General features: G+C 64.1%; 24 protein-coding genes. 19 read left to right on the top strand and 5 right to left on the bottom strand.

From position 1 onward, the window contains the following. Window positions 1-149 precede the first annotated feature (149 nt). The gene (locus K32_RS04250) at window positions 150-1,274 is read left to right on the top strand and encodes a zinc-binding dehydrogenase (protein WP_201402834.1); all 1,125 of its coding nucleotides are present in this window, start codon (window positions 150-152) and stop codon (window positions 1,272-1,274) included. An 86-nt stretch (window positions 1,275-1,360) separates the two neighbouring features. Here the strand turns inward: K32_RS04250 and K32_RS04245 are convergent, their stop codons facing one another. Next, a complete protein-coding gene (locus K32_RS04245; RefSeq protein ID WP_201402833.1) occupies window positions 1,361-2,314 on the bottom strand; it encodes a LysR family transcriptional regulator in 954 nt (317 codons plus the stop codon). A gap of 339 nt (window positions 2,315-2,653) precedes the next feature. Here K32_RS04245 and K32_RS04240 point away from each other — a divergent pair, with 339 nt between their 5' ends. From K32_RS04240 to K32_RS04205, 8 genes are read left to right on the top strand one after another with little or no spacing between them, the layout of a single operon-like run. Beyond that, window positions 2,654-3,673 (top strand): PhnD/SsuA/transferrin family substrate-binding protein, encoded by a 1,020-nt coding sequence (locus tag K32_RS04240; protein ID WP_201402832.1) that lies wholly within the window; start codon window positions 2,654-2,656, stop codon window positions 3,671-3,673. A 57-nt stretch (window positions 3,674-3,730) separates the two neighbouring features. Then, window positions 3,731-4,579 (top strand): ABC transporter permease, encoded by an 849-nt coding sequence (locus K32_RS04235; protein WP_201402831.1) that lies wholly within the window; start codon window positions 3,731-3,733, stop codon window positions 4,577-4,579. After that, on the top strand, window positions 4,579-5,301 hold the full coding sequence (locus tag K32_RS04230; protein ID WP_201402830.1) for an ABC transporter ATP-binding protein: 723 nt from the start codon (window positions 4,579-4,581) through the stop codon (window positions 5,299-5,301). Before K32_RS04235 ends, K32_RS04230 begins: the two co-directional genes overlap by 1 nt. A 23-nt stretch (window positions 5,302-5,324) precedes the next feature. Next, window positions 5,325-6,509 (top strand): LLM class flavin-dependent oxidoreductase, encoded by a 1,185-nt coding sequence (locus tag K32_RS04225; RefSeq protein WP_201402829.1) that lies wholly within the window; start codon window positions 5,325-5,327, stop codon window positions 6,507-6,509. Between the two features lie 6 nt (window positions 6,510-6,515). Beyond that, entirely contained in the window at window positions 6,516-7,328 is an 813-nt protein-coding gene (locus tag K32_RS04220) for an alpha/beta hydrolase (RefSeq protein WP_201402828.1), read from the top strand. An 18-nt stretch (window positions 7,329-7,346) separates the two neighbouring features. Further along, window positions 7,347-8,438, top strand: a complete 1,092-nt coding sequence (locus K32_RS04215) for a PLP-dependent cysteine synthase family protein (RefSeq protein ID WP_201402827.1) — start codon at window positions 7,347-7,349, stop codon at window positions 8,436-8,438. Next, the gene (locus K32_RS04210; RefSeq protein WP_201402826.1) at window positions 8,435-8,983 is read left to right on the top strand and encodes a GNAT family N-acetyltransferase; all 549 of its coding nucleotides are present in this window, start codon (window positions 8,435-8,437) and stop codon (window positions 8,981-8,983) included. The genes K32_RS04215 and K32_RS04210 overlap by 4 nt, the downstream gene beginning before the upstream one ends. Further along, window positions 8,980-9,987, top strand: coding sequence for an LLM class flavin-dependent oxidoreductase (locus tag K32_RS04205; RefSeq protein ID WP_201402825.1), 1,008 nt, complete (start codon window positions 8,980-8,982; stop codon window positions 9,985-9,987). Before K32_RS04210 ends, K32_RS04205 begins: the two co-directional genes overlap by 4 nt. A gap of 25 nt (window positions 9,988-10,012) precedes the next feature. Here K32_RS04205 and K32_RS04200 read toward each other — a convergent pair whose 3' ends face one another. Further along, complete coding sequence (locus K32_RS04200) at window positions 10,013-11,641, bottom strand: ABC-F family ATP-binding cassette domain-containing protein (protein ID WP_201402824.1); 1,629 nt, start codon at window positions 11,639-11,641, stop codon at window positions 10,013-10,015. Window positions 11,642-11,745: 104 nt separating this feature from the next. On the opposite strand from K32_RS04200, the gene K32_RS04195 reads away from it, so the two are divergent. Further along, entirely contained in the window at window positions 11,746-12,522 is a 777-nt protein-coding gene (locus tag K32_RS04195) for a class I SAM-dependent methyltransferase (RefSeq protein WP_201402823.1), read from the top strand. 48 nt (window positions 12,523-12,570) lie between these two features. Here K32_RS04195 and K32_RS04190 read toward each other — a convergent pair whose 3' ends face one another. Both K32_RS04190 and K32_RS04185 read right to left on the bottom strand, forming a co-directional pair. Then, entirely contained in the window at window positions 12,571-13,047 is a 477-nt protein-coding gene (locus K32_RS04190) for an SRPBCC domain-containing protein (protein ID WP_201402822.1), read from the bottom strand. Then, a complete protein-coding gene (locus K32_RS04185; RefSeq protein ID WP_201402821.1) occupies window positions 13,044-13,391 on the bottom strand; it encodes a helix-turn-helix transcriptional regulator in 348 nt (115 codons plus the stop codon). The genes K32_RS04190 and K32_RS04185 overlap by 4 nt, the downstream gene beginning before the upstream one ends. A gap of 837 nt (window positions 13,392-14,228) precedes the next feature. Between K32_RS04185 and K32_RS04180 the strand changes: the two genes are divergently transcribed. From K32_RS04180 to K32_RS04140, 9 genes are all read left to right on the top strand, one after another. Beyond that, window positions 14,229-14,372, top strand: a complete 144-nt coding sequence (locus K32_RS04180; RefSeq protein ID WP_201402820.1) for a hypothetical protein — start codon at window positions 14,229-14,231, stop codon at window positions 14,370-14,372. A gap of 787 nt (window positions 14,373-15,159) precedes the next feature. Beyond that, on the top strand, window positions 15,160-17,658 hold the full coding sequence (locus tag K32_RS04175) for a glycosyltransferase (protein ID WP_201402819.1): 2,499 nt from the start codon (window positions 15,160-15,162) through the stop codon (window positions 17,656-17,658). Beyond that, the gene (locus tag K32_RS04170; RefSeq protein WP_201402818.1) at window positions 17,655-18,365 is read left to right on the top strand and encodes a hypothetical protein; all 711 of its coding nucleotides are present in this window, start codon (window positions 17,655-17,657) and stop codon (window positions 18,363-18,365) included. Before K32_RS04175 ends, K32_RS04170 begins: the two co-directional genes overlap by 4 nt. 16 nt (window positions 18,366-18,381) lie before the next feature. Next, window positions 18,382-19,386 carry a glycosyltransferase family 2 protein gene (locus K32_RS04165; RefSeq protein ID WP_201402817.1) on the top strand — a complete coding sequence of 335 codons (1,005 nt, stop codon included), beginning with the start codon at window positions 18,382-18,384 and terminating at the stop codon, window positions 19,384-19,386. 124 nt (window positions 19,387-19,510) lie between these two features. After that, entirely contained in the window at window positions 19,511-20,731 is a 1,221-nt protein-coding gene (locus K32_RS04160) for a DegT/DnrJ/EryC1/StrS family aminotransferase (RefSeq protein WP_201402816.1), read from the top strand. Window positions 20,732-20,880: 149 nt separating this feature from the next. After that, window positions 20,881-22,281: a glycosyltransferase gene (locus tag K32_RS04155; RefSeq protein ID WP_201402815.1), complete on the top strand. Its 1,401-nt coding sequence runs from the start codon at window positions 20,881-20,883 to the stop codon at window positions 22,279-22,281. A 53-nt stretch (window positions 22,282-22,334) separates the two neighbouring features. Then, window positions 22,335-23,024 carry a bifunctional 2-polyprenyl-6-hydroxyphenol methylase/3-demethylubiquinol 3-O-methyltransferase UbiG gene (locus tag K32_RS04150; RefSeq protein ID WP_201402814.1) on the top strand — a complete coding sequence of 230 codons (690 nt, stop codon included), beginning with the start codon at window positions 22,335-22,337 and terminating at the stop codon, window positions 23,022-23,024. A gap of 139 nt (window positions 23,025-23,163) precedes the next feature. Next, the gene (locus tag K32_RS04145) at window positions 23,164-24,318 is read left to right on the top strand and encodes a methyltransferase domain-containing protein (protein ID WP_201402813.1); all 1,155 of its coding nucleotides are present in this window, start codon (window positions 23,164-23,166) and stop codon (window positions 24,316-24,318) included. A 22-nt stretch (window positions 24,319-24,340) separates the two neighbouring features. Further along, window positions 24,341-25,270, top strand: a complete 930-nt coding sequence (locus K32_RS04140; protein WP_201402812.1) for a hypothetical protein — start codon at window positions 24,341-24,343, stop codon at window positions 25,268-25,270. A gap of 61 nt (window positions 25,271-25,331) precedes the next feature. On the opposite strand, the gene K32_RS04135 is transcribed toward K32_RS04140, so the two are convergent. Further along, window positions 25,332-26,858, bottom strand: a complete 1,527-nt coding sequence (locus K32_RS04135; protein ID WP_201402811.1) for a GMC family oxidoreductase — start codon at window positions 26,856-26,858, stop codon at window positions 25,332-25,334. Window positions 26,859-26,936 lie beyond the last annotated feature (78 nt).

The raw sequence follows: 26,936 nt of genomic DNA, 5'->3' as shown, positions 1-26,936 counted from the left end.
TTTGAGCGGCAGGGGCTTTTTTGTTGGCTCCCCTCACCCCGGCAAGCGTCGCCCCCATATACGGGGCGGCTACTCGCGGTTGATCGCTGCGAGCGGGTCATCCTGAAAGAAGGGCGCCGGTGCCCTCATCCGGAACTCAGGGAGTTGCCATGAGCTTCACTTCGCTGGAATTGCGTTCGCTGGTCACGCCGGATGGCGAATTGCGGCTGACGCTCGAAGACGTGCCGGTCGGCGATCCCGGTCCCGACGAGGTCATCCTTCGCGTCGATGCGGCGCCGATCAACCCGTCCGACCTCGGCACGCTGCTGGGGCCGGCCGACGTCACGACGTTCACCGCCGACGCATCATCGGGCAGGCCGGTCGCGACGGCGAAGATCCCGCCGCAGGCCGCCGCCTTCGCCGCGCCCCGTATCGGCAAGTCTCTGGCGATGGGCAATGAGGGCGCGGGCGAAGTGATCGCCGCCGGCGAGAATGCCCGCCACCTGATCGGCAAGGTCGTCGGCGCGCTGGGTGGATCGATGTTCACACGTTACCGGAAGGTTAACGCGGATGACGTCCTCGCCTTCCCCGAAGGGGTCACCGCGAAGCAGGGAGCGGCGGCGTTCGTCAATCCGCTGACCGCACTCGGCATGCTGTCGACCATGCGGCTCGAAGGCCACAGCGCACTGGTGCACACCGCCGCCGCGTCCAATCTCGGCCAGATGCTCAACAAGCTCTGCCTCGCCGACGGCGTCGAGCTGGTGAACATCGTGCGCAGCCAGGATCAGGCAGCGATCCTGCAGGCGATCGGCGCCAAGCATATCCTGAACTCCACCGATCCCGACTTCCACGAGCAGCTGATCGCGGCGGTCAGCGAGACCGGCGCGACGCTCGCGTTCGACGCCATCGGCGGCGGCCCCCTCGCCGGGCAGATCCTCGGCGCGATGGAGGCGGCGCTCGTCGCCAAGACCCCGCCGACGACGCCCTATGGCTCGCCGGTGCACAAGCAGGTCTATGTCTACGGCCGGCTCGACCGGTCGCCGTCGGTGCTGCCCTCCAGCCCCGGCATGGCCTGGGGAATTGGCGGCTGGCTGCTGTTCTATCACCTGAAGCGGATCGGTCGCGCAGAGGAGCTGAAGCTCCGCCAGCGTGTCGCGAACGAGATCACCACGACCTTCGCCAGCCCCTATACGCGCGAGATCACGATGACCGAGGCGCTCGACCCCGCCGTCATCCGCGCCTACCAGCGCAAGGCGACGGGCGAGAAGTTTTTGCTTCTGCCCTCGCAGGACTAGGCCACGACACTGACCGCGCCCGCCTGGCCCATCGAGGTCTCGCCCATTCGGCCGAGGCCTCGATCCGGCAAAGCGGCCGCGCCACTTCAGGCGAAGTTGGCGAATGTCACGTTCGTCGATCCGGATTTTCTCGAGATCTGCAGACGCCGGGCGTTCGCCGCGTTGATCAGTTCCTCGACCAGGATGTCGCGCGTTTTCGACGGACGCGCCGAAGTCACGGCGGCGACCACCGTCTGGATGGGATTGCCGAACGGGCGAAGCGCGACGCCTTCCGGAATGTTGCTCACCATCAGCTCCGGAATGATCGTGAACGCGGCGCCGGACGCCACGACGCCAAGCCGCGTCGACAGATCCTCGATCAGGAACTTGCATTCGGGCTCGAAGCCCGCCCGGGAGCAGGCGTCGAAGAACTCCGCATAGAGCGGACATCCGTCGATGGCGGCGAACGCCCAGGCCTCCTGATCGACATCGGCGAGCTCGACGAAGGCCCGCGCGGCAATCGGATGGCCCGATGGAACGGCGCATAGCAGATTTTCATGGAAGAGCGGCTGCAACCGCGTCCGGCCGTCGTTGCTATGCGCCGCCTGCGCTGTTTCTCTCAGCACCAGGCCGACATCCACTTCGCCCTTGCCGAACGCCGCCTCCGCAGCGCCGGGCTCGGCCACGACGAGCTTTACCGCTGCCCCTGCGATCCTCTGGCTGGTCGCCCGGATGGCGGTCGGAACGAAGCTGGCGACAGCCCCGTCGAAGGCCGCGAGCGATATCGCGCCTTTCGACCGATCGGCGATCGATTGCAGCTCATGCGCCGCAAGATCCAGCTGATCGAGGATGATCTCGGCATGGGCAAGCAGGCGCTCCCCATCCGGCGTCAGAGACGCCCCGCGCCACGAACGCTCCGCCAGCCTCCGGCCTGCCTCCTTCTCCAGCAACAGAAGCTGCTTGGACGCCGTGGACTGGGTGAGGCCCAGGGCGCCGGCGGCGCCGGAGACGGACTTGTGGCGCGCCAGTTCGCGCAAAAGGCGCAGATGATCGATGTCCATGGGAGCCTTTGGCCGTCGGATTTGCGGAAAAAGCCGATTATTTCGCAGCTCGGTCCGAGGATGCGTCGCCTGCCGGTTTTCAAGACCTCGGCGTTCTACAGCATGATAACGCGTCGCGACTTTGGGTCGAGCAAAGTCCGTCTCGCCGGACCCGCCTGTAGTGAAACGAAATTCACTAACCTCCTGAAATTCATGACGTCATTCGTTCCTCGCATGATCTTTTCGGGGCGTTTTTGCTCGCTTATCCGATGCTTAGCCCAGCCTGGATCGGATCAGCTGGCGCCGAGTTCGCCGCCGCGAACGGCCGTATTCCGCGCATGCGAGAACTGAAGGACCCCAATGAACATGAGAACCCTAGGCGTATCTCTCCTGGCGCTGGCCGGCGCGCTCGGCCTTGTCGCGGCGGCCCACGCCGCCGACGGAAAACCGGTGCTCAAGGTCGGCTCGTTCGACCCGGCGATCACGGAGCTTGCCAAGCAATCCGGCCTGTTCGACGACGCTCCCTACATCATCGAAGCCGCGAAGACCCCATTCGGCGAGCAGGTTGCGGCCCTCAACGCCGGCACGATCGACGTCGCCTTCTATGGCGCCACGACCGCGCTGCGCCAGCAGGCCGCCGAAACGCCGGCCTGGACGGCCCAGACCGCGCCGATCAAGGTCATCGCCGGCTTCTCGCCGCCGCCGATCCGCGACATCCCGAAGGTGGTCACCGCGGCGCGCACCGACGCCGGCGTCGCGACTCCCGCCGACCTCAAGGGCAAGAGCTGGGCCTTCAGCGTCGGCGGCGACACGCCCACCGTCTACCTCGCATCGCTGAAGGCTGCCGGCCTTACCCATAACGACATCACCCCGCTCGAGAACGACAATTACGGCACCAATATCGCCGCCTTCCACAGCGGCCAGGCGCAGGTCCTGACGGCGTTCGCCGACGACATCGCCGACCTGCTGCAATCCGGCGACGCGAAGGTGATCTACTCGTCCGACGATCTCGGCGTGGCCGTCTTCTACGGCTTCGCCGCGCGTTCCGCCGACCTCGCCGACCCGGTGAAGGAAGCCCGGATCCGCGACTATCTCGTTCGCTACAACAAGTTCGAATCCGAGTGGTATGGCGCCCATCCCGACAAGGCGCGCGAGGCCTTTATCAAAGTTGGCCAGCTTCCACCTGACCTCGCCGACTTCATCGTCAGCCGCCACAAGGGCACGGCCTCGATCAACTTCAACGACGCGCTGCTCAAGGGCGTTCGCAAGTCGGCCGATGTGCTGGCGGAAAACGGCGACATCAGCCCGATCGAGGACATCACCGTCACGTTCGACGATCGCTACAACAAGCTGCTGAACAGCGTTGACTACCAGTACTGAGGCTCCCGGATGCATCCGCCCTCCCCGGCGGATGCATCCGAAGAAAGGACGTTTTCCGTGTCGCTGTCTCTTCCGGAGCCCGCCGCCCAGGCCGGCGTCAGGCTCGCGCCCTGGGAGCCATCCCGCGCAAGCCGCCTGCTCAAGCCGATCCTGCGTGGCTTGGTCGGCGTGCTGATCCCCATCGCCATCCTGCTCTGGTGGGGATGGGCCGCCGAGACCGGCCACATCAACGTTCGCATCTACTCCTCGCCGCAGCTCGTTCTTCGCCGGGCCTATGACCTCTACGCCGCCGGCACGCTGTGGGAGCATCTTGCGATCTCGATCCAGCGGGCGACGCTCGGTCTCGCGATCGGAAGCACGGCCGGCATCGCGCTCGGCGTGGCGAGCGGCTTCTTTCGCCCGGTCGAGCGCCTGATCGATCCGAGCATCCAGCTCTTCCGGTCGATGCCGCTCTCCTCGCTGCTGCCGTTGTTCGTGGTGTGGTTCGGCTTCGGCGAGCTGCCGAAGGTTCTGGTCATCGTGCTCGCGACCGCACCGCAGCTCTATGTCGATACGTTCACCGGCCTGCGCAATGTCGACAAGAAGCTGCTGGAAGTTGCGCAGATCTTCCGGCTCGGAAAATTCCAGACCATCTTCGGCATCATCCTGCCCGCCGCGGCGCCCTTCATCTTCAAGGGCCTGCGCATCGCCTCGGTGACGGCGCTCATCCTGCTGGTCTTCGCGGAAGCCATCAACGCGAAGCTCGGCCTCGGCTATCTTGCATCGAAGGGCATGGCCTATTTCCAGACGGATCTCATCTTCCTGGTCGTCTTCATCTACGCCCTTCTGGGCCTGACGGCCGACACGATCGTGCGCACCGTCGAGCGACTGGCGACGCCCTGGCGCGGCAAGAAGGGGATCCGGTAGTGACCCTCTCCTCGAACGCGCCGGCGGCCGTCGTCACCGAGCGCCTGGGCAAGGTCTACAATGGCCGCGCCGTGCTGGACGACATCAACTTGACCATTCCGGCCGGTCAGGTGGTGGCGCTGCTCGGGCGCAGCGGCAGCGGCAAGACGACGCTTCTGCGCATCCTGAGCGGCCTCGAAGAACCGACCGCGGGCCAGTTCCGCGTCGCGGGACGCTTCAGCGTCGTGTTCCAGGAACCGCGGCTCGTCCCCAACAAGAAGGTCTGGCAGAACGTCGCCCTCGGCCATCGCGGTCCGGATTGGCGGCGCAAGGCCGAAGGCCTGCTCGCCGAAGTCGGCCTCAATGCCCATGCCGATCTCTGGCCGGGCATCCTGTCGGGGGGCGAGGCGCAGCGCGTCGGCGTCGCCCGCGCCCTCTCGCAGGAGCCGGAGTTCCTGCTCCTCGACGAGCCCTTCGCCGCGCTTGACGCGCTGACCCGGCTCGAGATCCAGGCGCTCAGCCTGCGGCTGCGCGAGCAGCACGGTTTCGCGGCGCTGCTCGTGACCCACGACGTCGAGGAAGCCGTGGCGATGGCGGACCGGGTCCTGGTCCTTAGGGACGGACGGATCTCGCTCGACCTCGCCGTCGACATCCCGACGCCGAGGCGGCGCTCGCTGAAGCGCTTCACCGACATCTGCGAGCGGCTGCTGCACGAACTCGGCGTCGACGTCGACGCCTACTGACCCCGCCTTTCCGGAACACTCACATGTCCACGCACATACTCTGGTATCTGAAGCATATCGATGGCCGCTTTCCGTGGCATCCGGAGGGTCGCCGGCCCTTCACGCACAACGACCTGATCCGCACGGCCGAACTCATCGACCGGCGCGGCTTCTACGGCGCGCTGCACGGCACCTCGTCGTCGGACCCGCTGGTCACCGTCGCCAGCCTGATCGCCGCGACCCGCAAGCTGCGCTTCCTGATCCCGATCTATCCCGGCCTCACCAATTCGCGCCTGCTGGCACAGCAGGCCCTGACCTTCGATCTCCTCTCGGAAGGACGGCTGCTGATCAACCTCGTCAACGGCCAGGACCGACAGCTTTCGGCCTATGGCTTCACGGTGAAGAAGGACGAGCGCTACCAGTTGAGCGCCGATTATTGGCGTCTGTTCAAGGATTTCTACGAGGGGCGCTCCAGCACCTATGACGGCACCTATCTGGACAGTCGTGCGGAGACCGGCGCCGAGACGCTGACCGGCCCGCCAATCTATCAGGACAACCCGAACGCCCTGCCGTTCGGCCCGTTCCAGAAGCCGCATCCGCCGCTCTGGGGCGCCGGCACCACGCCCGGCGGGATCGAGCACGCGGGCCAGGTCGTCGAAGTCTACCTGGCGTTTCTGCGGGGCTTCGCACCGCTCAAGGCACAGATCAAGGCCGCGCATGCCGCCGCCGCGCGCCACGGCCGGAAATTCCAGTCGGTCGGCATTCACGGCAGCGTCACCGTCCGCCGCACGCCGAGGCAGGCCCGCGAAGCCTTCTACGAGACCTATGAGGCGGCCGGAGCCGAGCGCCTCGCCGACGATTTCAACACGCGCATCCGCTTCTTCACCGGCGGCCAGTTCGACCTCCACAGCTTCACCGCGCCGGATGCCCGGCGGCAAGGCTGGATCGAGGCGTTCCGGGCCAAGCGCCTGCCGACCCTCGACGAGCTCGAAATCGAGCCCGGCGTCTTCGCCGGCCTGACCGAGTTCATCGGCCTGCCCGACTTCTTCGGCGAGGGAGCCTCGATCTATCTCGTCGGCAGCGGCGAGGAGGTGGCAGCCTCGATCCGGCGTTACAAGCGCGAGATCCCCGGCGTCGACACCTTCATCTTCTCCGGCTGGCCGCTGGAGCAGGAGGCGGCCTACGTCGCCGACTACCTGTTCCCGCATATCGAGGATCTGGAGCAGTAGGACGCAATGACCGAGCTTCGGACAGAGGATTTCACCTATGCCGTGCGGCCCGAGGGCGATCAGCTCCTGACCGTTTTCAGCCGGCCGGACATACCGGCGCGAGCCGTCCTGCTCTATTTCCACGGCGGCGGCTGGCGGTACGGCTCGCGAGAGATGGCCGGCACCGTGCCGCGGCTCGCCCCGTTCACGAAGAACGGCGTCGTGGTGCTCTCGGCGGACTATCGGCTGTCGGATGCCGCCACCTATCCGGCGCAGCTTCAGGATGCGGGAGACGCCTATGAATGGGCGGCCGAGCGCTATCCCGGCCTTCCCATATTTCTCGCCGGTTCGTCGGCGGGCGGGCATCTCGCCAGCCTTGTCGGTCTCGGTGCATGGGAGAAGCTGACGAAGCGTTCCCACGCGCGGCGGCCTGCCGGCGTGATCACCTATGCGCTGGTCGCCGACCCGCTTCTGTGGGACGCGGAGCGGCAGAGCGAGCCCCTGCCGGAGCCCGGCAGCTTCGCCCATTCGTCCTTTTCGCGAAGCGGCGTCTGGCCGCCCTTCCAGCTTGGCCGGCATCTCTTGCGGGAGGCGGATCCTATCGTTTCTCCGGTCGTCTTCACGCATGTGGGACGCGAGGCGCCGCCCTTCCTGATCCTCCACGGCGACCGCGATACCTGCGTGTCCTATCGGCAGAGCGTCCAGCTCTTCGAGACGCTCGGCCGCCGCGACGGGAAGGCCTATCTCCTCGGCCTCGGCGGCGCCGACCACGAGGATCAGGCCTTCGCGGCCCCGCTGACCATCGCCGGCATTGCCGGTTTCATCGAGCAGTTTTCCTGAAACGGCCGAGTCCCCTCCATGTCACGCTCCCCCTTTCCGCGCTCCTCCTTTCCCCTGCCCCTTCCCGGTTCCGCCGTCGGTGCGGATGGCCTGACCGCCGGGTTTCCCGATGTCACGGCGGCGCGCACGCATGAGACGCTCTTCGACCTCGTCGGCAACACGCCGCTCGTGCGGGTGAACCGCCTTCTGTCGCCCGAGGCGAAGGGCCGGGTCTATGTGAAGCTGGACCAGTTCAACATCGGCGGCTCGTCGAAGGATCGCATCGGAATCAACATCGTGCGCGAGGCGCGCGCCTCGGGCGAGCTGAAACCCGGCAACCGGATCGTCGATTTCGGCGCCGGCAACACGGCGATCGGCTATGCGCTCGCCGGCCTCGTCGCAGGTCATCCGGTGACCGTGGTCGCCGATACCCACCTCTCGCCCGAAAAGGCCAATTACCTGAAGCTGCTGGGCGCCGAGATCCTGCCCGGAAAAGCCGACGTCGCCGCCGACCACCCCGACAATTGGGCCGTCGTGGCCGAGCGCTACGTCAACGAGGATCCGAACAGCTGGTGGGCGCGTCAGGGCGCGACCCCCTACAATCCGCAATCCCATGTCCATTCAACCGGCCCGGAAATCTGGCATCAGACGGAGGGCAGGATCACGCATTTCGTGGCGGCCATCGCCACCGGTGGAACCGTGAGCGGCACGGGCTCCTATCTGAAAGGGCAGAACCCGGACATCCGGGTGATCGCGACCAACTTCACCAAGCTCGCCGAAGCCACCAATCTTTTGCCGGTCTTCAACCGCGCGCCGGGCCACGAGACGCTGGAACGGAACTTCCCGCCCAATATCGATCTCGACGTCATCGACGAGATCCGCCACCTGCCGGCCCCGGACGTGATCGATTTCGGCTGGCACGTCGCGCGGACGGAAGGGCTGTTCCTCGGGATTTCCTCGATCCTCAGCCTGAAGATCGCGCTCGAACTCGCCGAGCAGGCGCATGACGAAGCGCTCATCGTCTCGTTCTCCGCCGATAGCGGCCGGGACTACCTGACGCGCGAGTACAATGCCGGCTGGCTCAGGGCCAACGATCTCGGCCATATCGCCGACAAATACGTACCCGCATGAGCCCAACGATCCGCCCGGCGCGGCCCGACGAATTCGAGACGGTCGACCGCCTGATCGAGGCCGCCTATGCGTTCGACTACGGCCCGCGCGAGAAGGCCGTTGAGGAGCAGTCGTTCTATCGAAGCGCCTCGCGCTCGGCCGAGTTCGAAGTCCTCGTCGCTGTCGACGAAAAAAGCGGCGCGCTTTGCGGATCGGTGACGACCCGCAAGGCCGGGGGCGCTCCTCTGATGGCGGATGCGCGTGCCGACGAGCTGGATTTCCGTCTGCTCGCGATCGCGCCCGAGGCCAGGAAGCGGGGCATCGGACAAGCCCTTGTCGCGCATCTGATCGAGATCGCCCGCGACCGGGGGTTCGGCGCCGTCTTCATGAAGAGCGCGCCGGAAATGGTGAAGGCGCACAACCTCTATTTCAAGCTCGGCTTCACGCGCGATTTCGCGCGCGACGGCCTGTTCATCGGCGGGCGTAAGCAGATCGATCTGCATGCGTTCCGCAAAGCAATCGCGCCACGCGCGGCTACCCCCGAGACGTCGAAGGACACGCCATGAGCAAGAAGAGACCGCTGAAGAAGCTCGGCTTCCTTCACATCGTCCCGTTTGACCGGAACGATCCCGGCAAGGGCCTGGAAGAGGCCCTCCAGCTCTTCGAATATGCCGAAGAACTCGGCCTGGACGGCGGCTGGATCCGGACGCGCCACCTGCAATATGGCGTGTCGTCTCCGGCCGTCTTTCTCGCCGCGGCGAGCCAGAGGACGAAGCGCATCGCACTCGGCACCGCCGTCATCCCGGTCGGATATGAAAACCCGTTCCGCCTCGCCGAGGATCTGGCGACGGCCGACCTGCTCAGCGGCGGGCGTCTTCAGGCCGGCCTCAGCGTCAGCCCGCCGCCCAAGGACGCATTCAACGACCGCATCTTCGGCCCCTCCTGGCGCGAGGACGATTTCAGCTACGAGCGCATCGCAGCGTTCCTGCGCCTCGCTCGTGGCGAGCCGATCCGGAGCACCGCGACGCAAGAGTTCGAGGTCTTCTCCGATCGGGTCGAGCCGCACAGCGCGGGGCTGGCGGATCGGACCTGGTACGGCGCCGGCAGCCTGCGCTCGGCCGGATCGGCTGGCGAAGCGGGGCTGAAGCTGCTCGTCAGCAACATCAGCACCTTCGAGACGACGAGCGACTTTGCCGAAGCGCAACGGAACCAGATCCAGCTCTTTCGCGAGCGCCATCCGCTCGGCGACGCGGCGGTGGTGAGCCAGGGCCGCGTCGTCGTGCCGACCGACGGCGCGAGCGCCGAGCAGGCCGAGAAATTCGCCGCCTATGTGTCGAAGCGCACCCCGCGAACGCTGGCGCCGGACGAGAACCGCCGCATCGTGGCCCGCGACGCATTGGGCTCGACGGAAGAGATCGTCCGGCAGCTCGAGCAGGACGTCAGTTTCCAGGAAACCGACGAATTCGTCTTCGAACTGCCCTTCGTCTTCAACCAGGCCGACTACCGGCACATTCTCGAGCAACTGGCGACGAAGATAGGCCCGGCGCTCGGCTGGAAACCCGGATCCTAACGGGCGCGCAGCCGCCGACGCCGCCCTACCCGGCCGGGTGCAGGCCGGGCGCTTCGCTGCCGGTGCTGGCGACATATTCCGTATAGCCTCCGCCATACTGGCGGATGCCGTCCGGCGTCAGCTCCAGCACGCGGTTGGAGAGCGCCGCCAGGAAGTGGCGATCATGCGAGACGAAAATCATCGTTCCCTCGAAATCCGAGAGCGCGGCGATCAGCATCTCCTTCGTCGCCATGTCGAGATGGTTGGTCGGCTCGTCGAGGACGAGGAAATTCGGCGGATCGAACAGCATCTTGGCCATCACCAGACGCGCCTTTTCGCCGCCCGACAGCACGCGGCAGCGCTTGTCGACATCGTCGCCGGAGAAGCCGAAGCAGCCGGCGAGCGCGCGCAGCGAGCCCTGCCCGGCTTGCGGGAATGAACCCTCGAGCGACTCGAAAACCGTCTCGTCGCCGTCGAGCAGCTCCATCGAGTGCTGCGCGAAATAGCCCATCTTGACGCTGCCGCCGAGCGTCACGATGCCCTGGTCCGGCTCCGTCGAACCGGCCACCATCTTCAGCAGGGTGGATTTTCCCGCGCCGTTGACGCCGAGGATGCACCAGCGCTCCTTGCGCTGGACCTGGAAGTTCAGCCCCTCATAGATCGACTGGCTGCCGAAGCCCTTGTGGACGTTCTTGAGGCTGACGACATCGTCGCCGGAGCGCGGCGCCTGGCGGAACTCGAACTGCACCGACTGGCGGCGGCGCGGCGGCTCGACCCGGTCGATCTTCTCCAGCTTCTTCACCCGGCTCTGCACCTGCGAGGCATGCGAAGCGCGCGCCTTGAAGCGCTCGATGAACTTGATCTCCTTGGCGAGCATCGCCTGCTGGCGCTCGAACTGCGCCTGGCGCTGCTTCTCGCCCAGCGCGCGCTGCTGCTCGTAGAAATCATAATTGCCGGAATAGGTGGTGAGCGAACCGCCGTCGATCTCGACCACCTTGCCGACGATGCGGTTCATGAATTCGCGGTCGTGCGAGGTCATCAGCAGCACGCCGTCATAGGCCTTCAGGAAGTCCTCCAGCCAGATCAGGCTCTCGAGGTCGAGATGGTTGCTCGGCTCGTCGAGCAGCATGCCGTCGGGCCGCATCAGCAGGATGCGCGCGAGCGCGACGCGCATCTTCCAGCCACCCGACAACCCGCCGACGTCGCCGTCCATCCGCTCCTCGCTGAAGCTCAGGCCCGCCAGCACCTCGCGCGCCCGGCCCTCCAGCGCGTAGCCGTCCAGCTCCTCGAAGCGGCCCTGGATGTCGCCATAGCGTCCGACGATGGCGTCCATCTCGTCCATCCGGTCGGGATCGGCCATGGCGGCCTCGAGCTCGGCCATCTCGGCCGCCAGTTCGCTGACCGGGCCGGCGCCATCCATCACCGCCGACACAGCGCTGCGGCCCGACATTTCGCCGACATCCTGGCTGAAATAGCCGATGGTCACACCCGGATCGATCGATACCTGGCCGTCATCCGGCTTCTCCTCGCCGGTGATCATCCGGAAGAGCGTGGTCTTGCCGGCGCCGTTCGGACCGACCAGGCCGACCTTCTCGCCCTTTTGCAGCCCCATCGAGGCGTCGATGAACAGGATCTGGTGGCCGTTCTGCTTGCTGATGTTATCGAGACGAATCATGGGTCCGCAGGGTCTGGAGAGTTCAAGGCGGCCTTATAGGGGCGTCATACCGCTGCAACAAATCGGTTCCATGACACGCTCGCAACGCGGATCGGAGGGGGCACATGTCTATTTTGCGCAAAGGCGACGGCAGCGCCGGGGATGCCGACTATGGCGTCATCGGCGGCGGCTACACGCGCTATCGCCAGCCCGATCCGCATATCGCCCAAGCGATTCTGGACCAGCTCGGCGACGCCCGCAGCGTGCTGAATGTCGGAGCGGGAGCCGGCTCCTATGAGCCGACGGATCGCGACGTCACGGCGGTGGAGCCATCCGCGTCGATGCGCGCCCAGCGCCCCGCCCATCTCTCCGAGGCGATCGACGCGGTGGCCGAGCATCTGCCATTCGCCGACAACAGCTTCGACGCCAGCATGGCGACGTTCACGGTGCACCAGTGGTCGAACCTCGGCGCTGGCCTCGCCGAGATGCGGCGCGTGACGCGCGGGCCGGTGATCCTCCTGAGCTGCGCCCCGGACGAGCTCGATCGTTTCTGGCTGAACGATTACGCGCCGGAGGCGATCGCGGTCGAAGCGAGCCGCTATCCCGCCACGCGCGACATCGCGGCGGCGCTGGGCGGGGCGGACATCCTCCCGCTCGCCATTCCGCTCGGCTGTACCGATGGCTTCAGCGAGGCCTATTACGGCCGGCCGGAACGCCTGCTGGAGCCGGGCGCCCGCCTGGCAAATTCGGCCTGGAGCTTCCTCGACCCGTCCGTCGGCGAGCGCTTCGTCGAGCATCTCGGCCGCGACCTGGCAGACGGCACCTGGGATCACCGCTTCGGTCCCCTGCGCCATCAACCCTTCTTCGAAGGCTCTTTGAAGCTCATCGTCAGCCGCGCCTGAAACGGCCGCCGGGCGCGGCGCGCACCGGCGGCCTGATTTCGAGATCCGCTAGCCGACGGCCGTCGGTTCGACCTCCTTGGCGAAGCGCTCCAGCATGATCCTCGTGCCTGCCTCGCGCCCCTTCACGTTGCCGTCGAGATAGGCGCCCTGCTCCGTGAGGATGATGCGGGTCTTGCCGTCGGGTTCGGCGCGAAACTCGGTCGTCAGCAACGACGACGACAGCGGCGCGCCTTCCAGCGTCATGGCGTAGGCGACGATGACGCGGTCGTTCTCCTGCACGTCGAGAAAAACCGTCTCGTTGGTGAGGACGACGCGCGCGCCGGGCGGGCTGAACTTGCTGAACTCGGTCGCGCCCACCTCGGGCCTTGGCGCGGGCCGATATTCATGCACGGTCCAGTCGTCCGCCCGGATCAGCCAGCGATGGCGGGCCTCGGCGTCCGTATAGGCCTTGTAAACGCGCGACACGGGCGCGTTGTAGACCCGTTCCAACGTGAAAGATCCATGGGTAACGGTCGTATCGGTCATCGTGTTTTCTCCTCAGACACGTCCATTTCTTCGAGATAGTCACCCAAGTGATCCAGCTTGCGCTCCCATGCCGTCCGCTGCGCGGCCGCCCAATTCTCCAGCTCCTTGAGAGCATCGGGCTTGAGCGAGACCGTCCTGACCCGGCCGATCTTTTCCGACCGGATCAGCATCGCCTCTTCGAGAACCCCCAGGTGCTGCATCACGGACGGCAGCGACATCGGCGTCACCGACGCCAGGGTGCTGACGGATGCAGGACCGAGCGCGAGCCGCTCGACGATCGCGCGCCTCGCAGGCTCCGAAAGGGCATTGAGCAGGACATCGATGGATGCATGACACTTAGGCATGGGCCTAAGTTATGACTCCGCAGGCCGTGACGCAAGCGGAAACTTCGCTCATCACCTAAGTGTCATTTCGGGATGGAAAGGGAGCGCGCCGGTTGCGCCCGCTCGAGGGTGTGCGCGAGAGGCGATGAGGCAGCTGGATGCGGCCCGTTCAACGGTCCATTGACGATCCCCAGCGGATGCAAGGGTCGTGGGCTTCCCCACGGGCAATCGGAAAAACAAAAAGCGGCGAGAAGACCTCGCCGCCGTCATCCCCTGCTCTTCCGCCTCAGTGCAGGTCGAACTCGCGCAACAGTTCCCAAGTCATGAAGGCAAACGCCTCTACGGAGCGGTCGCAGGTGCCGGCAGCGGGATCACACATCCGCCCTTGCAAGGCGCCGGAGCGAACAGGTCGAGGAAATGTCCAGGGAGACCGGCATGAGGACCTTCGAAGGTGTTAGCCTCGGCGACGCAACCGTCCGCCAGGATGATCCGCCTGACGGCGATCTCGACCGGAAACAACGGCCAAGGTCGTCCGCGTCAAACGCCGCCCGATCGAGGTCAATCGTCTCGAGACGCGTCGCAGCGCTGTGATTCACCTGCCCCCCTGCGCTCGAAGGGCCGGCCAAGTTTCCTGACAATCCGAAAATTCGCCATATCTGCTTCGCTAATGTGGATTAATTCTACATAGTTAGTCGGATATCGTGAGAGAGGATGTTCCAAATTTGCGTGGCGACCCGGAATTTGGTTTCGGCGCCGACGGGTAACCGTCCCGTCGTTCGAGGCGGCGGGCCGGGACACCGTCTCCCGAGACCTCAAGTCCAAGGCGGCCAGTCAATCAGGCCGATAAATTGACGTCGCATGGGCAACGACGTCGCCTCGTCGGCCATGCCGGCTTCTGAAGCTGAAGCCAGTCCTGACCGGCTCGTCGCCGGCGCCTTCGATCGGCATATTCGCGGCTGCACCCACGACACCGCACGCTCGCTCGGCGAGCGGCCCGGATAGCCTCCCGGTTCTCGTCTCGCCTCTCGCGGAAACACGGACCGGGAAAGCGGAACCGCCGCGATCCGACCTCGCCGATCGAGGTCACAATGTCCCGAGATCGTCCTACAACCTGAGATGTAAAATCACTCTATATTCAACCTAGGGATGCCGAGCAAGTCGCCGAGCCACCCTTCCGCCGCGATGACAAGAACCGCCTGACATCACGCCCCGGCTGAGGCAGCCGCGCCTCTAACCATGGCAGATCGCCTGCGGCATAGCACCTGCCGCAAGCTGCCATTTGGATCCGCCTGGACCGCGACGCCGCGGCAGAGAGACCGGCATTCTGCCTGATGGACTCATTCCGCGCGCAGAAGCCGCCGCACCCGCCCCGCGGCGCCGTTTGAGCCATTACCTCCAGGGCTTCGCCTATTGACAGCCAACAAAATTACACAATGACCCTGATGATATTACAAATATAATAATTATTCAAAATTTTAACAATCGAATCAACGCAACAAGGTTTCGGTCGTTTTATCGAAATCCATAGATCGCATCAAATCAAGATCGCTTTCATAAGGCGAGCTATATAACGATTAATATGAGAACGACTCTTATATATCGTGAAGGCTGCACCAAAAGTCGGAAGCTTCCCTTTCGTAAGCTTTTTTTGGTATCGTGGATTTACAAACATAGCATTTGTGCTTCTCTAATATACGGAAGACGGCGGCATCGAGGCTCTCATGGACTTTTGGACCTTACGCACGATTCGTCATGCGCCCGGAGCGGGCCTCTGCCAGGCAAAATTCTGATGACCAAACCCGCAATCCCGCTTGGCCCAAGCGCCCTTCACGCCGTGGACGATCTTGATCTGCCGGCGTCCTTCCCCGACATCGACACGCCTATCGAGAAGGTCATTCGCGCGCGCCTAGGATGGAAACCGGATGGTCAGCGCGTCCAGGATATCGGCGACTATCTCGGCACCTACCTCCCGGCGTCGCTTGCAACCTCAGATAGAGGGCTCGCTCACAGGCATTGGCTGGTCGGCGGCCTCATCGACACCTTCCCATTTGACGCGAAGGACGGCGCAAACCCCGGCCGCCCCTCCGAAGTCGCCTTCTGGGGTTGCGGCAAGCGGGACGATGCCCCTCTCGATTCCGAGCGCCTCAGATGCTCGACCTTCCTTGGCGCGCGCGGCCCCCTCACCCGTGACAGCCTCGGCCTGCCGAAATCGGCACCGCTCGGAGATCCGACCCTCCTGCTGCCGCTCGTCCACACCGTCAACGCGCGCGCTTCGACGGCCGGCAAGACGATCTGCGTGCCCCATCTCCTGGATACGTCAACCGATGCCGAGCTGATCGACGCGTCGGGGGTCGATCTTGTCGTGCGCCCGACCGTCGAGCCCAGCTTCGCCAAGCTGATCGAACGCATCGACGAAATCGCCGGCGCCTCCTTCGTTCTCGCCGGCTCCCTCGGCGCCGCCATGATCGCCTGCGCCTACGACATCCCCTTCGCCTTCTATGACAACGGCAACATCGACCTGCCGTTTCAATGGCGGGACTTCGCCGCGAGCGTTGGCGTCGGAGCCGCCTTTGCCCGCAACGTCGACGAAGGTCGAGACATCTACATCAACGTCACGGCAAAGCACCTCCGCAAGCCACCGCTCACCGCGATCCTGGCTGCCGCTCCCTTCATCGCAGCGACGGAATTCATCCTCCGCGCCATAGAGCGCGACATGCCCCATGCGGCGGGCTTCGAGCACAAATTCATTCCGCATGGCGAGCTTCAGGCGCTGCGCGACCAACAGGCATCCCTGGTCGCCGCGAATGAAACCATGCGGTCAGAGATCGATGCCCGCTATCAGGAAATCGCCCAGCTGCGTGCGAAGATCGCACGCCGCGAGCGGGCGCTCAGCTACAGGATTGCCCATCTGCCCCGGACCATCGGCCGCGCCGTCCGCCCCCCCTTTGTACCGTTCGCCTTTCACGAGAACGGCAAACCGCGCGGCTGGGTGCGCAAGCTCCTCTTCAACGACCGCACGCCCCGCGTGTGGGCCCGGAAGATCGTCCTCCTGGAGGATGGTCGCCCCCGCCCGGCATTCCATAAGTTTATTTACAAATACGACTTTTCGCCTCGCGAAACGTTCAAGCTCACGAACGTCTCGTCCCGGGCTACGCCGACCGATGAGGCGGCGATCCTGATCTGCTCGGACATGCCGCCGATGTTTGACCAGAGCAGCGGCGCCCTTCGCCTCAAGACACTGATCGAGCTCACCGCACGGAAACAGCGCCCGATCATCTTCTGCTCGCTTTTCGAGAAGAGCGCGCTCCCCGGCGACCTCGCCACCAAGCTGGGGCGGCATCGCTACGAAACGGCGCTCCACAACGCTGGAGTGACCCAGATACTCTACGGCCCGGCTCAGCTCGAGCGCCTACTGGATGAGGCAGAGCCCCGGCTTTCCGATGCCTTCCTTTCCTTCCCCAATGTCGCGGAAACCTTTCTTCCGATCATCCGGGAAAAGCGGCCCGAGACGATCATTCTGTACGACATGGTCGATTTTCATGCGCTGCGCCTGCGACGCGAGGCAAAGCTGAAAGACGATCCCAGACTGGAGATGGCCGCTGACGAGATGCAGGCGCTCGAGATCTGGCTCGCCAACGAGGCCGACGTGACGATCGCCGTCACGGATGATGAAAAGCGCGAGCTGCTGAAGCTGTCGCCGCTTGCCAACGTCCGGACGCTGCCCAACATCTTTGTCATCCCCAAGACGCCACTCAAGGGACCGGAGCGCCGCAAGGGACTGCTGTTCGTCGGCGGCTTTTGGCATACGCCCAATGTCGACGCCGTAAAGTGGTTCGTCGACGAGATATTACCGCTCGTCCTCATCGTTCGACCGGACGTTCATTTTACGATTGCCGGCAGCAATCCCGACGACAGCGTCAAGCAGCTCGCGCGAAATCCGAATGTCTCGGTGCTCGGCTACGTCGAAGATCTGAGCCCGCTCTATGCCGACGCTCGCATCTGCGTCGCTCCCCTGCGCTTTGGCGCCGGGGTCAAGGGCAAAGTCGGCGAAGCAATGGCCAACGGCCTCCCCGTCGTCGGCACGAGCATCGCCTTCGAAGGCATGCTCGACGACTCCAACGATCATTTTCTGCAGTCCGACACGCCTGAAGGTTTCGCCGCGCACATCCTCACCCTGCTCGAGAATGACGGGCTTTGGCGCAGCACCCAGGCAAATGGGCGTCGTTTCATCGAAGAGCGTTTCTCGACCGAGGCGCTCTCCGCCAAAGTCGAAAGTCTCTTCCAATGAACAGCGCCAAGCAGAACGTCCTCGCCGTCGGCGTCTACCTGGCGGACGTCGAGAATACCAACGAGCATATCCGCGCCGTTTTCGCTGGCGCCAGAACCCTCAACGTCACCCAGCGCTGGACTGCCATCACCCTGAATTCCAACGCGCGGATTGTCTCGGCGCGAGACGCCGTCGTCAGGCGACGGACGGCGCGGTTCACCCTGATCAACAGGATGCTCCGTGATTTTCAGAACTTCGACTGGATCGTCGTCACCGATGACGATGTCGAACTGGCGCCCGGCTTCCTCGACGACTTGATTGCCGTCGCCGTCCGGGCGGACTTCGCGCTCTTCCAACCGGCGCGCACCCGCGACAGCTTCATCGATCACCGGATCACCGCTCAGTGCGATGGCACGATCGCTCGCCAGACCAACTTCGTGGAGATTGGCCCCATGGTCTGCCTCCGCGCCGACGCGGCCAAGCTCCTGATCCCGTTCGACGAAACAACCGAAATGGCCTGGGGCCTCGATTACATCTGGCCTGTCATCATCAGGGACGCCGGCTTGAAAATGGGAATCATCGACGCCTCGCCAGCAGCTCACCGGATACGGCCGCCCAATACGACCTACAACGGCAACCACGCGCGCAGCCAATCCAAGATCCTGCTCACCAATCATCGCCATCTCGCATCGGAAGACGCTTTCCGAGTGCTTGACGTCGTCGTGTAAACAGCAGGAAGTCTCCATGGCCCTCGAAATCTCTGCGATCCTGCCGACCTACAATCGAGCCCACTACCTGCCGCTCGTCCTCGATGCGCTCTCCAAACAAACGCTGCCGCGCGACCAGTTCGAGATTATCGTCGTCAATGACGGCTCGACGGACAATACGCTGGAGGTTCTCGCCAGTCATGGACAGGACCTGCCGCTCAAGGTATTCACCTTGCGGCACTGCGGCATCGCTACGGCCAAGAACGTTGGGATTTTCGCGTCCAGCGCGCCGATCGTCGTCTTTCTCGATGATGACGATGTCTTGCATCCCGACGCGCTGCGCACGCATCTCCTTGCGCATCAGTCGCATCCCAATCCCAATCAGGCGGTCCTGGGCTACACCTCCCTGGCGCCGGAGGTCTCCAGCTCGCCGGTGATGGACTATGTCGTCAACAAGGCCGGCTCCCTCTTCTGCTATTCGGGTCTCTCGTCGTCCAATACCTATGGTTGGCGCGAATTCTGGGGCGGCCGCTCCTCCTGCAAGCGCGCCTTCCTGCTCGAGCATGCGATGTTCACGCCGGAGTTTCGCTTCGGCTACGAAGACATCGAATGTGGCTGGCGTCTCGATCGGCACGGCCTCGAGGTCTTCTACGAGCCGGCAGCGCACTCGACCATGGTGCGAGCGATCACCTTCGACGGCTTCTGCGACCGCTCCTACCGCCAGGGCTTAGCCGCCCGCCATTTCTACCGGCTGCATCCGGTCCCGATGATCAGCGAATACCTTCGGGTCAAAGAGACGATCACGATCTGGAATAAGTACTGGCGGGACTATTCGCGCATCTTCCGGACCGCGTTCACCGCGGACCGGAACGCCTCCAGACGGGGAGCGAACCTTTCCGAGATGGAGATCGCCCGGCTGCACGGGCTGTATCACGACGCGTTTCGCCTTTCCTTCGCCAAGGGCTTCGACGACGCCGGCTCGTTTGCCTCGGAGGCAAGGCCGCCGAAGAGCGTCGGCTATGGCCTTCAGGCCGTGGCCTGACGGAGGGCCGTGCCGCGCCGCCAAACAGATCTTCACGACTACAGCATGAACGACAGTCCCTGTCCTCGTTCTGTAGACGAACCGGGCGTCCGCGCCCCGCCGGAACGAGGAAAGGGAGGGACGCATGAACAAATGCGACGTGAACGATCTCGCCTTGTTCGGCGGGACACCGCTCTTTCAGGATGCGCTCCATGTCGGCCGGCCGAATGTGGGGGACCGCCTGCGCTTCCAAGCGCGTGTTGACGCCATGTTCGATCGGCGCTGGCTGACCAACAACGGACCGAACGTCGTCGAGTTCGAGCGACGGATCTGCGAGGTGACGGGAGCGCCGCATTGCATTGCCGTCTGCAATGCGACCATCGGACTGGAACTGGTGATCCGGGCGTTCGGGCTGACGGGCGAGGTGATCGTCCCGGCCTTCACCTTCGTCGCCACGGCCCACGCCCTGAGCTGGCTCGGCGTTCAGCCCGTGTTCTGCGATGTCGACCCGAAGACACATACGATCGATCCGAAATCCGTCGAGACGATGATCACGCCGCGAACCAGCGCCATCATCGGCGTCCATACCTGGGGGCGCGGCTGTGATATCCCGACCCTCGCCGACCTCGCCAACCGCCGTGGCCTCAAGCTGATCTATGATGCGGCTCACGCCTTTGCCTGCGGCACGGCCGAGGGCATGGTCGGGGTCTTCGGCGATGCCGAGGTATTCAGCTTCCACGCCACGAAGTTTCTGAACTCCTTCGAGGGCGGGGCCATCACGACGCGCGATCCCGCGCTGGCAGATCGACTTCGGCGTATGCGCAATTTCGGCTTTGCCGGCCTCGACAGCGTCACCAGCACCGGCACCAACGGCAAGATGACCGAGATCTCCGCGGCGATGGGACTTACCTCGCTTGAGAGCATGGATACCTTCATCGACGTCAACAGACGCAACCACGGCATCTATAAGAGGGAGATCTCTGCCATCGATGGCCTCTCTCTCTATGAATTTCCCGACGAGGTTCGCTCGAACTACCAATATGTAGTTGCGGAGGTCGAGCCCGCGCGGACTGGACTAACGCGCGACACCATCGTCGACTTGCTCATAGCAGAGGGAGTGCTGGCGCGGCGCTATTTCTATCCTGGCATACACCGCATGGCGCCTTACGGGTCCGGCGCAGCGGCGCCCGTATCGCTACCTGTCACGGACGCACTCGTGCAACGGGTCATGCAGCTTCCCACTGGAACGGCGATGCTGGAGCGCAATGTCACCGATGTTTGCGACCTGCTGCGCTTCATCTGCCGTCAGAGCGAGGACATCCTGCATCGGATGAACCCGGAGAGGCTGCATTGCGTAGCATCGTAGCCAAATGCGTCCGGATGCCGCCGCCGCGTGCTGACGATCCATATCCGTGCAGGCACGGCCAGGCGTTTGCGATGGGAGGAGCAGCCCTCCGGGACGAATCGAGGACCATCCGGGGATCGACCCATTCGTGACGAGAGGGGGAGGATAAATTGAACGAGCAATCCGGCGGCGTGTCCGTCGAAATCGAGCGAGCCGATCCTTTCGCCGACAGCCCGGATTGCGGTGCCGATGCTCTCCTGCGCGCGGATGCGACCGCACGACCATCGAATGACCCTGCCGTTACGGCCGTCATCGTTGCCTACAACCATGAGCGATACATTGCCCAGGCGCTCGACAGCGTGCTGATGCAGAAAACAACCTTCCCCTATGAGGTGATCGTATCGGAGGACAGGTCGACGGACTCGACGATGGATGTCATTCAGGACTTCGTCGACCGCTATCCGGACAGGATCCGCGTCATCCGATCCGACGTCAATCTCGGCAACAATGACGTCGTGACGCGGGCCCTGCAGCTGGCGCGCGGCCGTTACCTGACCTGGCTGGATGGCGACGATTACTGGGTGTCACCCGACAAGCTGCAGTCTCAGTTCGACTTCATGGAGGCGCATCCCGATAGCGCCATCACCTACCACGATGTCGCACGGGTCACCGAGACCGGCGAAGTGATCCGGATCCTCAAGGGAACGGACAAGCGGGCGACGATCGACGACCTGATCCAGAGCAACTTCGTCGGTATCGGGGGCATGATCCGCGCCGCCGCGCTGCAGGATATCCCGGCGTGGCTCCGAGATATGCCGGCAGGCGATTGGCCGCTCTGCCTGCTCGCGGCACGGTCGGGGTTCATCGACTATCTCGAAGGCCCCTTGGCGCACTATCGCATCCATGGTTCCTCAAATTGGGCGGCCCGGCCGCTGCTCGAGCAATCCCTCCTGTCCCTGGAACTCTTGAACGACCTCGAAGACCATCTTGGCGCCGACTATCCGCAGTCGTTCCAGCGCAGCCGACGCAACATGATGGGACGGTTGCGCGAGGTCTCGGAGTCAGCCCCAAGCGTCGCGCCTGTCGCTCTCGACCCGGAAGAACGCCTCCGCCAGGCAGAATGGACCGCGAAGGACGCAACCGTCCGCGCCTACGAAGCCGGCATCCGCGTGCGCGAGGTGGAAGCGTTGCTCGCGGCGGCAACGGCGGCGGCGGCCGAGAAAAGCGAGACGATGGAGACGATCCATAGCGCTCTCGAAGCCCGCTCGAAGGAAAGGGCCGACCTGCACAGCGAATTCCTGCGAAAGGAAGCGGAATGGCGGCACATGTTCGAGCTCGCATTCGAGCCGATGAAAAGCATCGATCGCGCCCTCGAAGCCCGATCAAAGGAAACCGCCGATCTGCGCACCGAGATCCTGCAAAAGGAGCAGGAATGGCGACGCATGTTCGAGTTCGCATTCCATCGCTTGGAGCGCATGCGAAGGCGCGAAAGGCACACCATCATAGCCCTGTGCATACCCGCTTTGATCCTCGTTGCGATCCTCCTGATTGCGCAGTGGCCGGGACGATGATCACAGCAGTCGGTCGGTAGCGCACCCTCGCGCTACCGAGGAGGAGACCCTTGATGCGAGAAGACGTCCGCAAGCTGACCGAAGACTATGTCGGGTCCCTCCTGGAGTGGGGCGCGACGCCAAAAGGTGTCTATTGGCCGAATGCCGACGATCTGGCCAAACGTTTCCACGTCCAGCTCACCGAGGCCGGAATTGCGAACTCGACCTCGGAGCGGCCCCTCCGTCTGCTCGATTTCGGCTGCGGACCGGGACTTCTGCTCGACTACCTCAAGGCCAACCAATTGCTGGAACGGGTCGATTATACCGGGGTGGATATTGTCGCATCGACCGTTCAGCTCGCGCAAACGCGCTGGCCGGATCAACGCTTTGATCTCCGCGACGTGCGCGAGGTGCCCTATGAAGCCGATGCGTTCGATGCTTGCATCATGTGCGGCGTCTTCACCGCCCGACCCGGCAACAGCTATCCCGAGATGGTCGAGTTCGTACGGAGCACGCTCGCGGCGGTCTGGCCCTCGGTGTCGAACGTGCTGGTGTTCAACACCATGGCGAAACATGTCGATTGGGAGCGGGAAGATCTCTTTCACTGGCCGCTCGACGAGGCCATGGCCGCGTGCAAGGCGCTTTTGAGCCGGCATGTCCGCATCCGCATGGACTACGGCTTGTGGGAGAGCACGTTTGTCGTGAGAAAAACGCCGACTGACGAAAGCTCGACCGTGCCGATGCGTTGGAGCTGGAAGGATTGACCGCCGTCTTCTCCCACTGTCGGCACGGCAATTCTTCTCGCTATGTCGAACCTCTCCTTGAAATACCCTAGAATTCATAGGCCACCAGGCGAATAGGCCTCTCTTTGATCTGTCGATACTCGCAAGGATGGATGCCAGAATGAGCGTTTATTGTCTTTCGCAGGATGCAGGCCGCCTGGTAGCGCTGCTGTCGAATTCCGCCACGGAGGAGCAGTTCGTGGCGCGCTTTGTCTCAAGGAAATACGGCTCCGCCTCGGAAGGGCGTCGCTTGCTGGAATGGGCCATACAATCCGAACTGGTGCAATTCGACGGCCCGAATGTTCAGCCGGCAGTATTCACCGAGGCCTATTCGTCCTGGCGTTCCCAGCGCGGCATGCTGGCCGACGAGACCCGGACGCGGCTGTTCGGGCAGGCGATCGCCGCTCAGTGCAAGCCGGGCACGGTTGCCATCGATGTCGGAGCCGGATCCGGGATCCTGTCGCTGTTCGCGGCGCGAGCCGGCGCGCGCAAGGTCTACGCGCTCGAGCTAACGAGCATGATAGAGGACGCGACACAGATCGCCTCGGACAACGGCTTTTCCGACCGGATCACGTTCATCAAGGGTGACGCCACCAAGTTCTCAGCGCCCGAGCCCGTCGATCTTATCTTCAGCGAATGGGCCGGCATGTACCTCATCGACGAATACCGGCACTTCGATGCGTTCTGCCAGGTAAGAGATCGGTACCTCAAGCCATCCGGCATAGCGCTTCCGGGATCTGCGTCGATATACATCGCGCCGATCGACAATTCGCAGCTCTATACGGAAAGAGGTTTTGGCTTCTGGAAGAAGCCCGTTCACGGTTTCGACTTCTCCGTCGCCGAAAGTCGGCAACTCGCCGCGCCGCGTCGAATTATCGTCGAGGCTCGACCCAGTAGCTTGCTCGGCGAATACAAACTCAGATCGTTCGACTGTAAGACAGATCAATCAAGTGAGTTTTTCTTCGAAACCGAGTTCGTGCACCGCTTCGAAGCTGACGGCGCCTGCCATGGCTTCATCGGCTACTTTGATCTGGAGCTCGCCCCGGGCATCGTCATCAACACCTCGCCCTACTCCAAGCTCACCCATTGGCAGCAATCTTACCTGCCGATCGAGGAGATATTCGCGACTGCCGGTGATGAGCTGCATGTGAAGGTGAAGACTTATGTCGATCCGTTGTTCGCTTCCGCGATGATGGAACTCACGGTGTCCGTTATCGGCTCCGGCGAACGAGCCCCGCGCACCTATCTCTATCCGATCGACAACAGCTATTCATAGCGCGAGGGACGCTTCGAATTTGATGTCCAATTCGGCACAGGACCAAGGCGCAGGATATCGTTCGCTTGCCTATGCCAGTTCCTTGGCTACTGAGCCGGAGATCGCCGCGCTTTACCGCTCCGGCGGATATCTCATTTCTCGTTCGATCGATCATGGTCTGCGGGACCTGGCGAGCGCCTATCCACTGCTGGCTTGCCGAGACTGGCGCACGCTGCGCGAGGACATCGAGGAGCTGGAAGGGCCCTTTGTCTCGGCGACAATCGTGACGGACCCTTTCGCCCCCGTGGACGAACGCGGTCTCGCCAGGCAATTCGAAGTCGTTCGTCCGCTTCACCAGCACTATGTCATCGATCTCGATATCCACGCTGCGGATCGGATCGGTCGCCACCATCGGAGAAAGCTGCGTTCATCCGCTCCGCGAGACTACCGGATCGAGATCTTCTCCCCCGGCTCGTCCTTCGTAGGCCGCTGGTCCGATCTGTATGAAGGGCTGGTTGCTCGAAAGAACATCACGGACATGCGAAAATTCTCTCGCGAGATCTTCGCCCGCCAGATCGAAGTCCCCGGTACTTCCGCCGTATCCGCCTGGCTGCGGGACGAGCTCATTGGCGCGGACTGGTATTTTCAGGACGGCGGCGACGTCTACGCGCATTTGTCCGCCTATTCGGACGCGGGCTATGAGCGAGCGATCTCCTATCCACTGATGCAGGCGGCGATCGAGTTTTTCCGGCCAGTAGCCCAGCGTCTGACGCTCGGCGGTGTTCCCGCCGGCGAGGCACATGCCGGGCTGGCTCACTTCAAGGCGGGATGGGCGTCCTACACGCTGCCAACCTATATCTGCGGGGCCGTCCTCATGGAGGAGGCGTTCCAGCGCCTCAATCGCGGCGTGCCCCCGACCGCCGAGGGCTATTTCCCGCGCTATCGGCAGGGTGAATTCGTGAACGCCCACTAGCCGGAACCCGCGCCGTGTAGCCCCGCGATCGAACGCGCGCGGCCACGACGGCACCAGCGCCTCAGCCTTTCGCCTGCAAGACGAAGTCGGCGGCCCGTTCGCCGGTCATGACGGCCGGGGCATGCGTGTTGCCGGTCGGGATCACCGGGAAGATCGATGCATCGGCGACGCGAAGGTTTTCCACGCCGTGCAGCCGCAGCGTCGGATCGACCACCGCGAGGCGGTCAACGCCCATCTTGCAGGTGCCGACCGGGTGGAAATAGGTGTCGAGCGAGAGGCGGATATAGTCACGCAGCGCCTCGTCACTGACGATGCCCGGTCCCGGCGCGATCTCGCCCGCGTTCCAGTCGCCGAGCTCCGGCCGCGCGCCGATCTCGCGGCACATCTTCAGCGAGAAGAGCAGCGCCTCCAGATCCGCCGGGTCGTCGAGATAGGCGGGGTCGAGGCGCGGCGCCTCGTGCGGATCGGCCGATTTCAGGCTGAGGCTGCCCCGGCTGTACGGCCGGACGAGGCCGGGGAACCAGGCGAAGCTCTCGCCGGCCGGGAAGGAATAGCCCTCGACCGGATAGGCGAACAGGCCGGTGACGGGCTGCGTGTCGGGCACGGCGGCGCCGGGCCGGCTCGCCGCAAAGATCTGGACCTGCAAATGGTTGGCGGTCGTCGGCGGCAGCGGCCGCTTCGAGCGCCAGGCCACCTGGCTGATCGCATGGTCATGTAGGTTCGCGCCGACGCCGGGCAAATCGACGACCGGCCGAATGCCGAGCGCCGCGAGTTCATCGGCCGGGCCAACACCGCTCAGAAGCAGGATCTGCGGCGAGCCGATGGCTCCGGCCGACAGCACGATGTCGCCGTCCGCGTGGACAGTGTGCACGCCCTCGCCATCGCTGAACTCGACGCCGACGGCCCGGGTGCCCTCGAAGAGAATGCGTTGCACCCGGGCTCCGGTGCGGATTTCGAGGTTCGGCCGGCCGATGACGGGCGCGCCATAGGCCTGCCAGGCCGAGATGCGGCGGCCGTTCACGACATTGATCTCGAGCAGGCCGACGCCGAGGATGTCAGCACCGTTGTGGCCATCATTCCCCGGCAGGCCGAGCGCCCTGGCGGCCTCGACCGTCGCCACGGAAAGCGGATGCGGATCGGCGTTGCGACGAACCGGAAGCGGCCCCGAGCCGCCGCGCAGTTCGCTCTCGCCGTCCTCGTGGTTCTCGAGCCGCTTGAAATAGGGCAGCACATCCGCCCAGCCCCAGCCGTCGGCGCCGTTGTAGGCCCAGTCGTCATAGTCCCGCGCATGGCCGCGCACGAAGATCATGCCGTTGATCGCGCTCGATCCGCCGAGAACCTTTCCGCGCGGCCAAAAGATCCTCCGACCGTTCAGCCCGCGCTGCGGCTCCGTGACATAGCCATAGTCGACCTTCGACCCGCGCAGCTCCAGCATGCCGTCGGCGCGATGGATCGCCGAGACGTCGTCGGGGCCGCCGGCCTCGAGCAGCAGCACGCGCCGCCCCGCATCGACAAGCCGCCGCAGCACGGCGCTGCCCGCCGAGCCGGAGCCGATGACGATGTGATCATAAGTGGGCGTGGCGGTCATGGGGTCCTCAGCGGCAAAAGTCGACAATGTCTGTAGACATGCTTAATGTATTTTGTACTACAATTGAAGTCCCATCGA

The organism is Kaistia sp. 32K (genome assembly GCF_016629525.1).
GTDB lineage: Bacteria > Pseudomonadota > Alphaproteobacteria > Rhizobiales > Kaistiaceae > Kaistia.
Note: the sequence above shows the minus strand (reverse complement) of the source record. Positions and strands in the feature narration are given on the sequence as shown.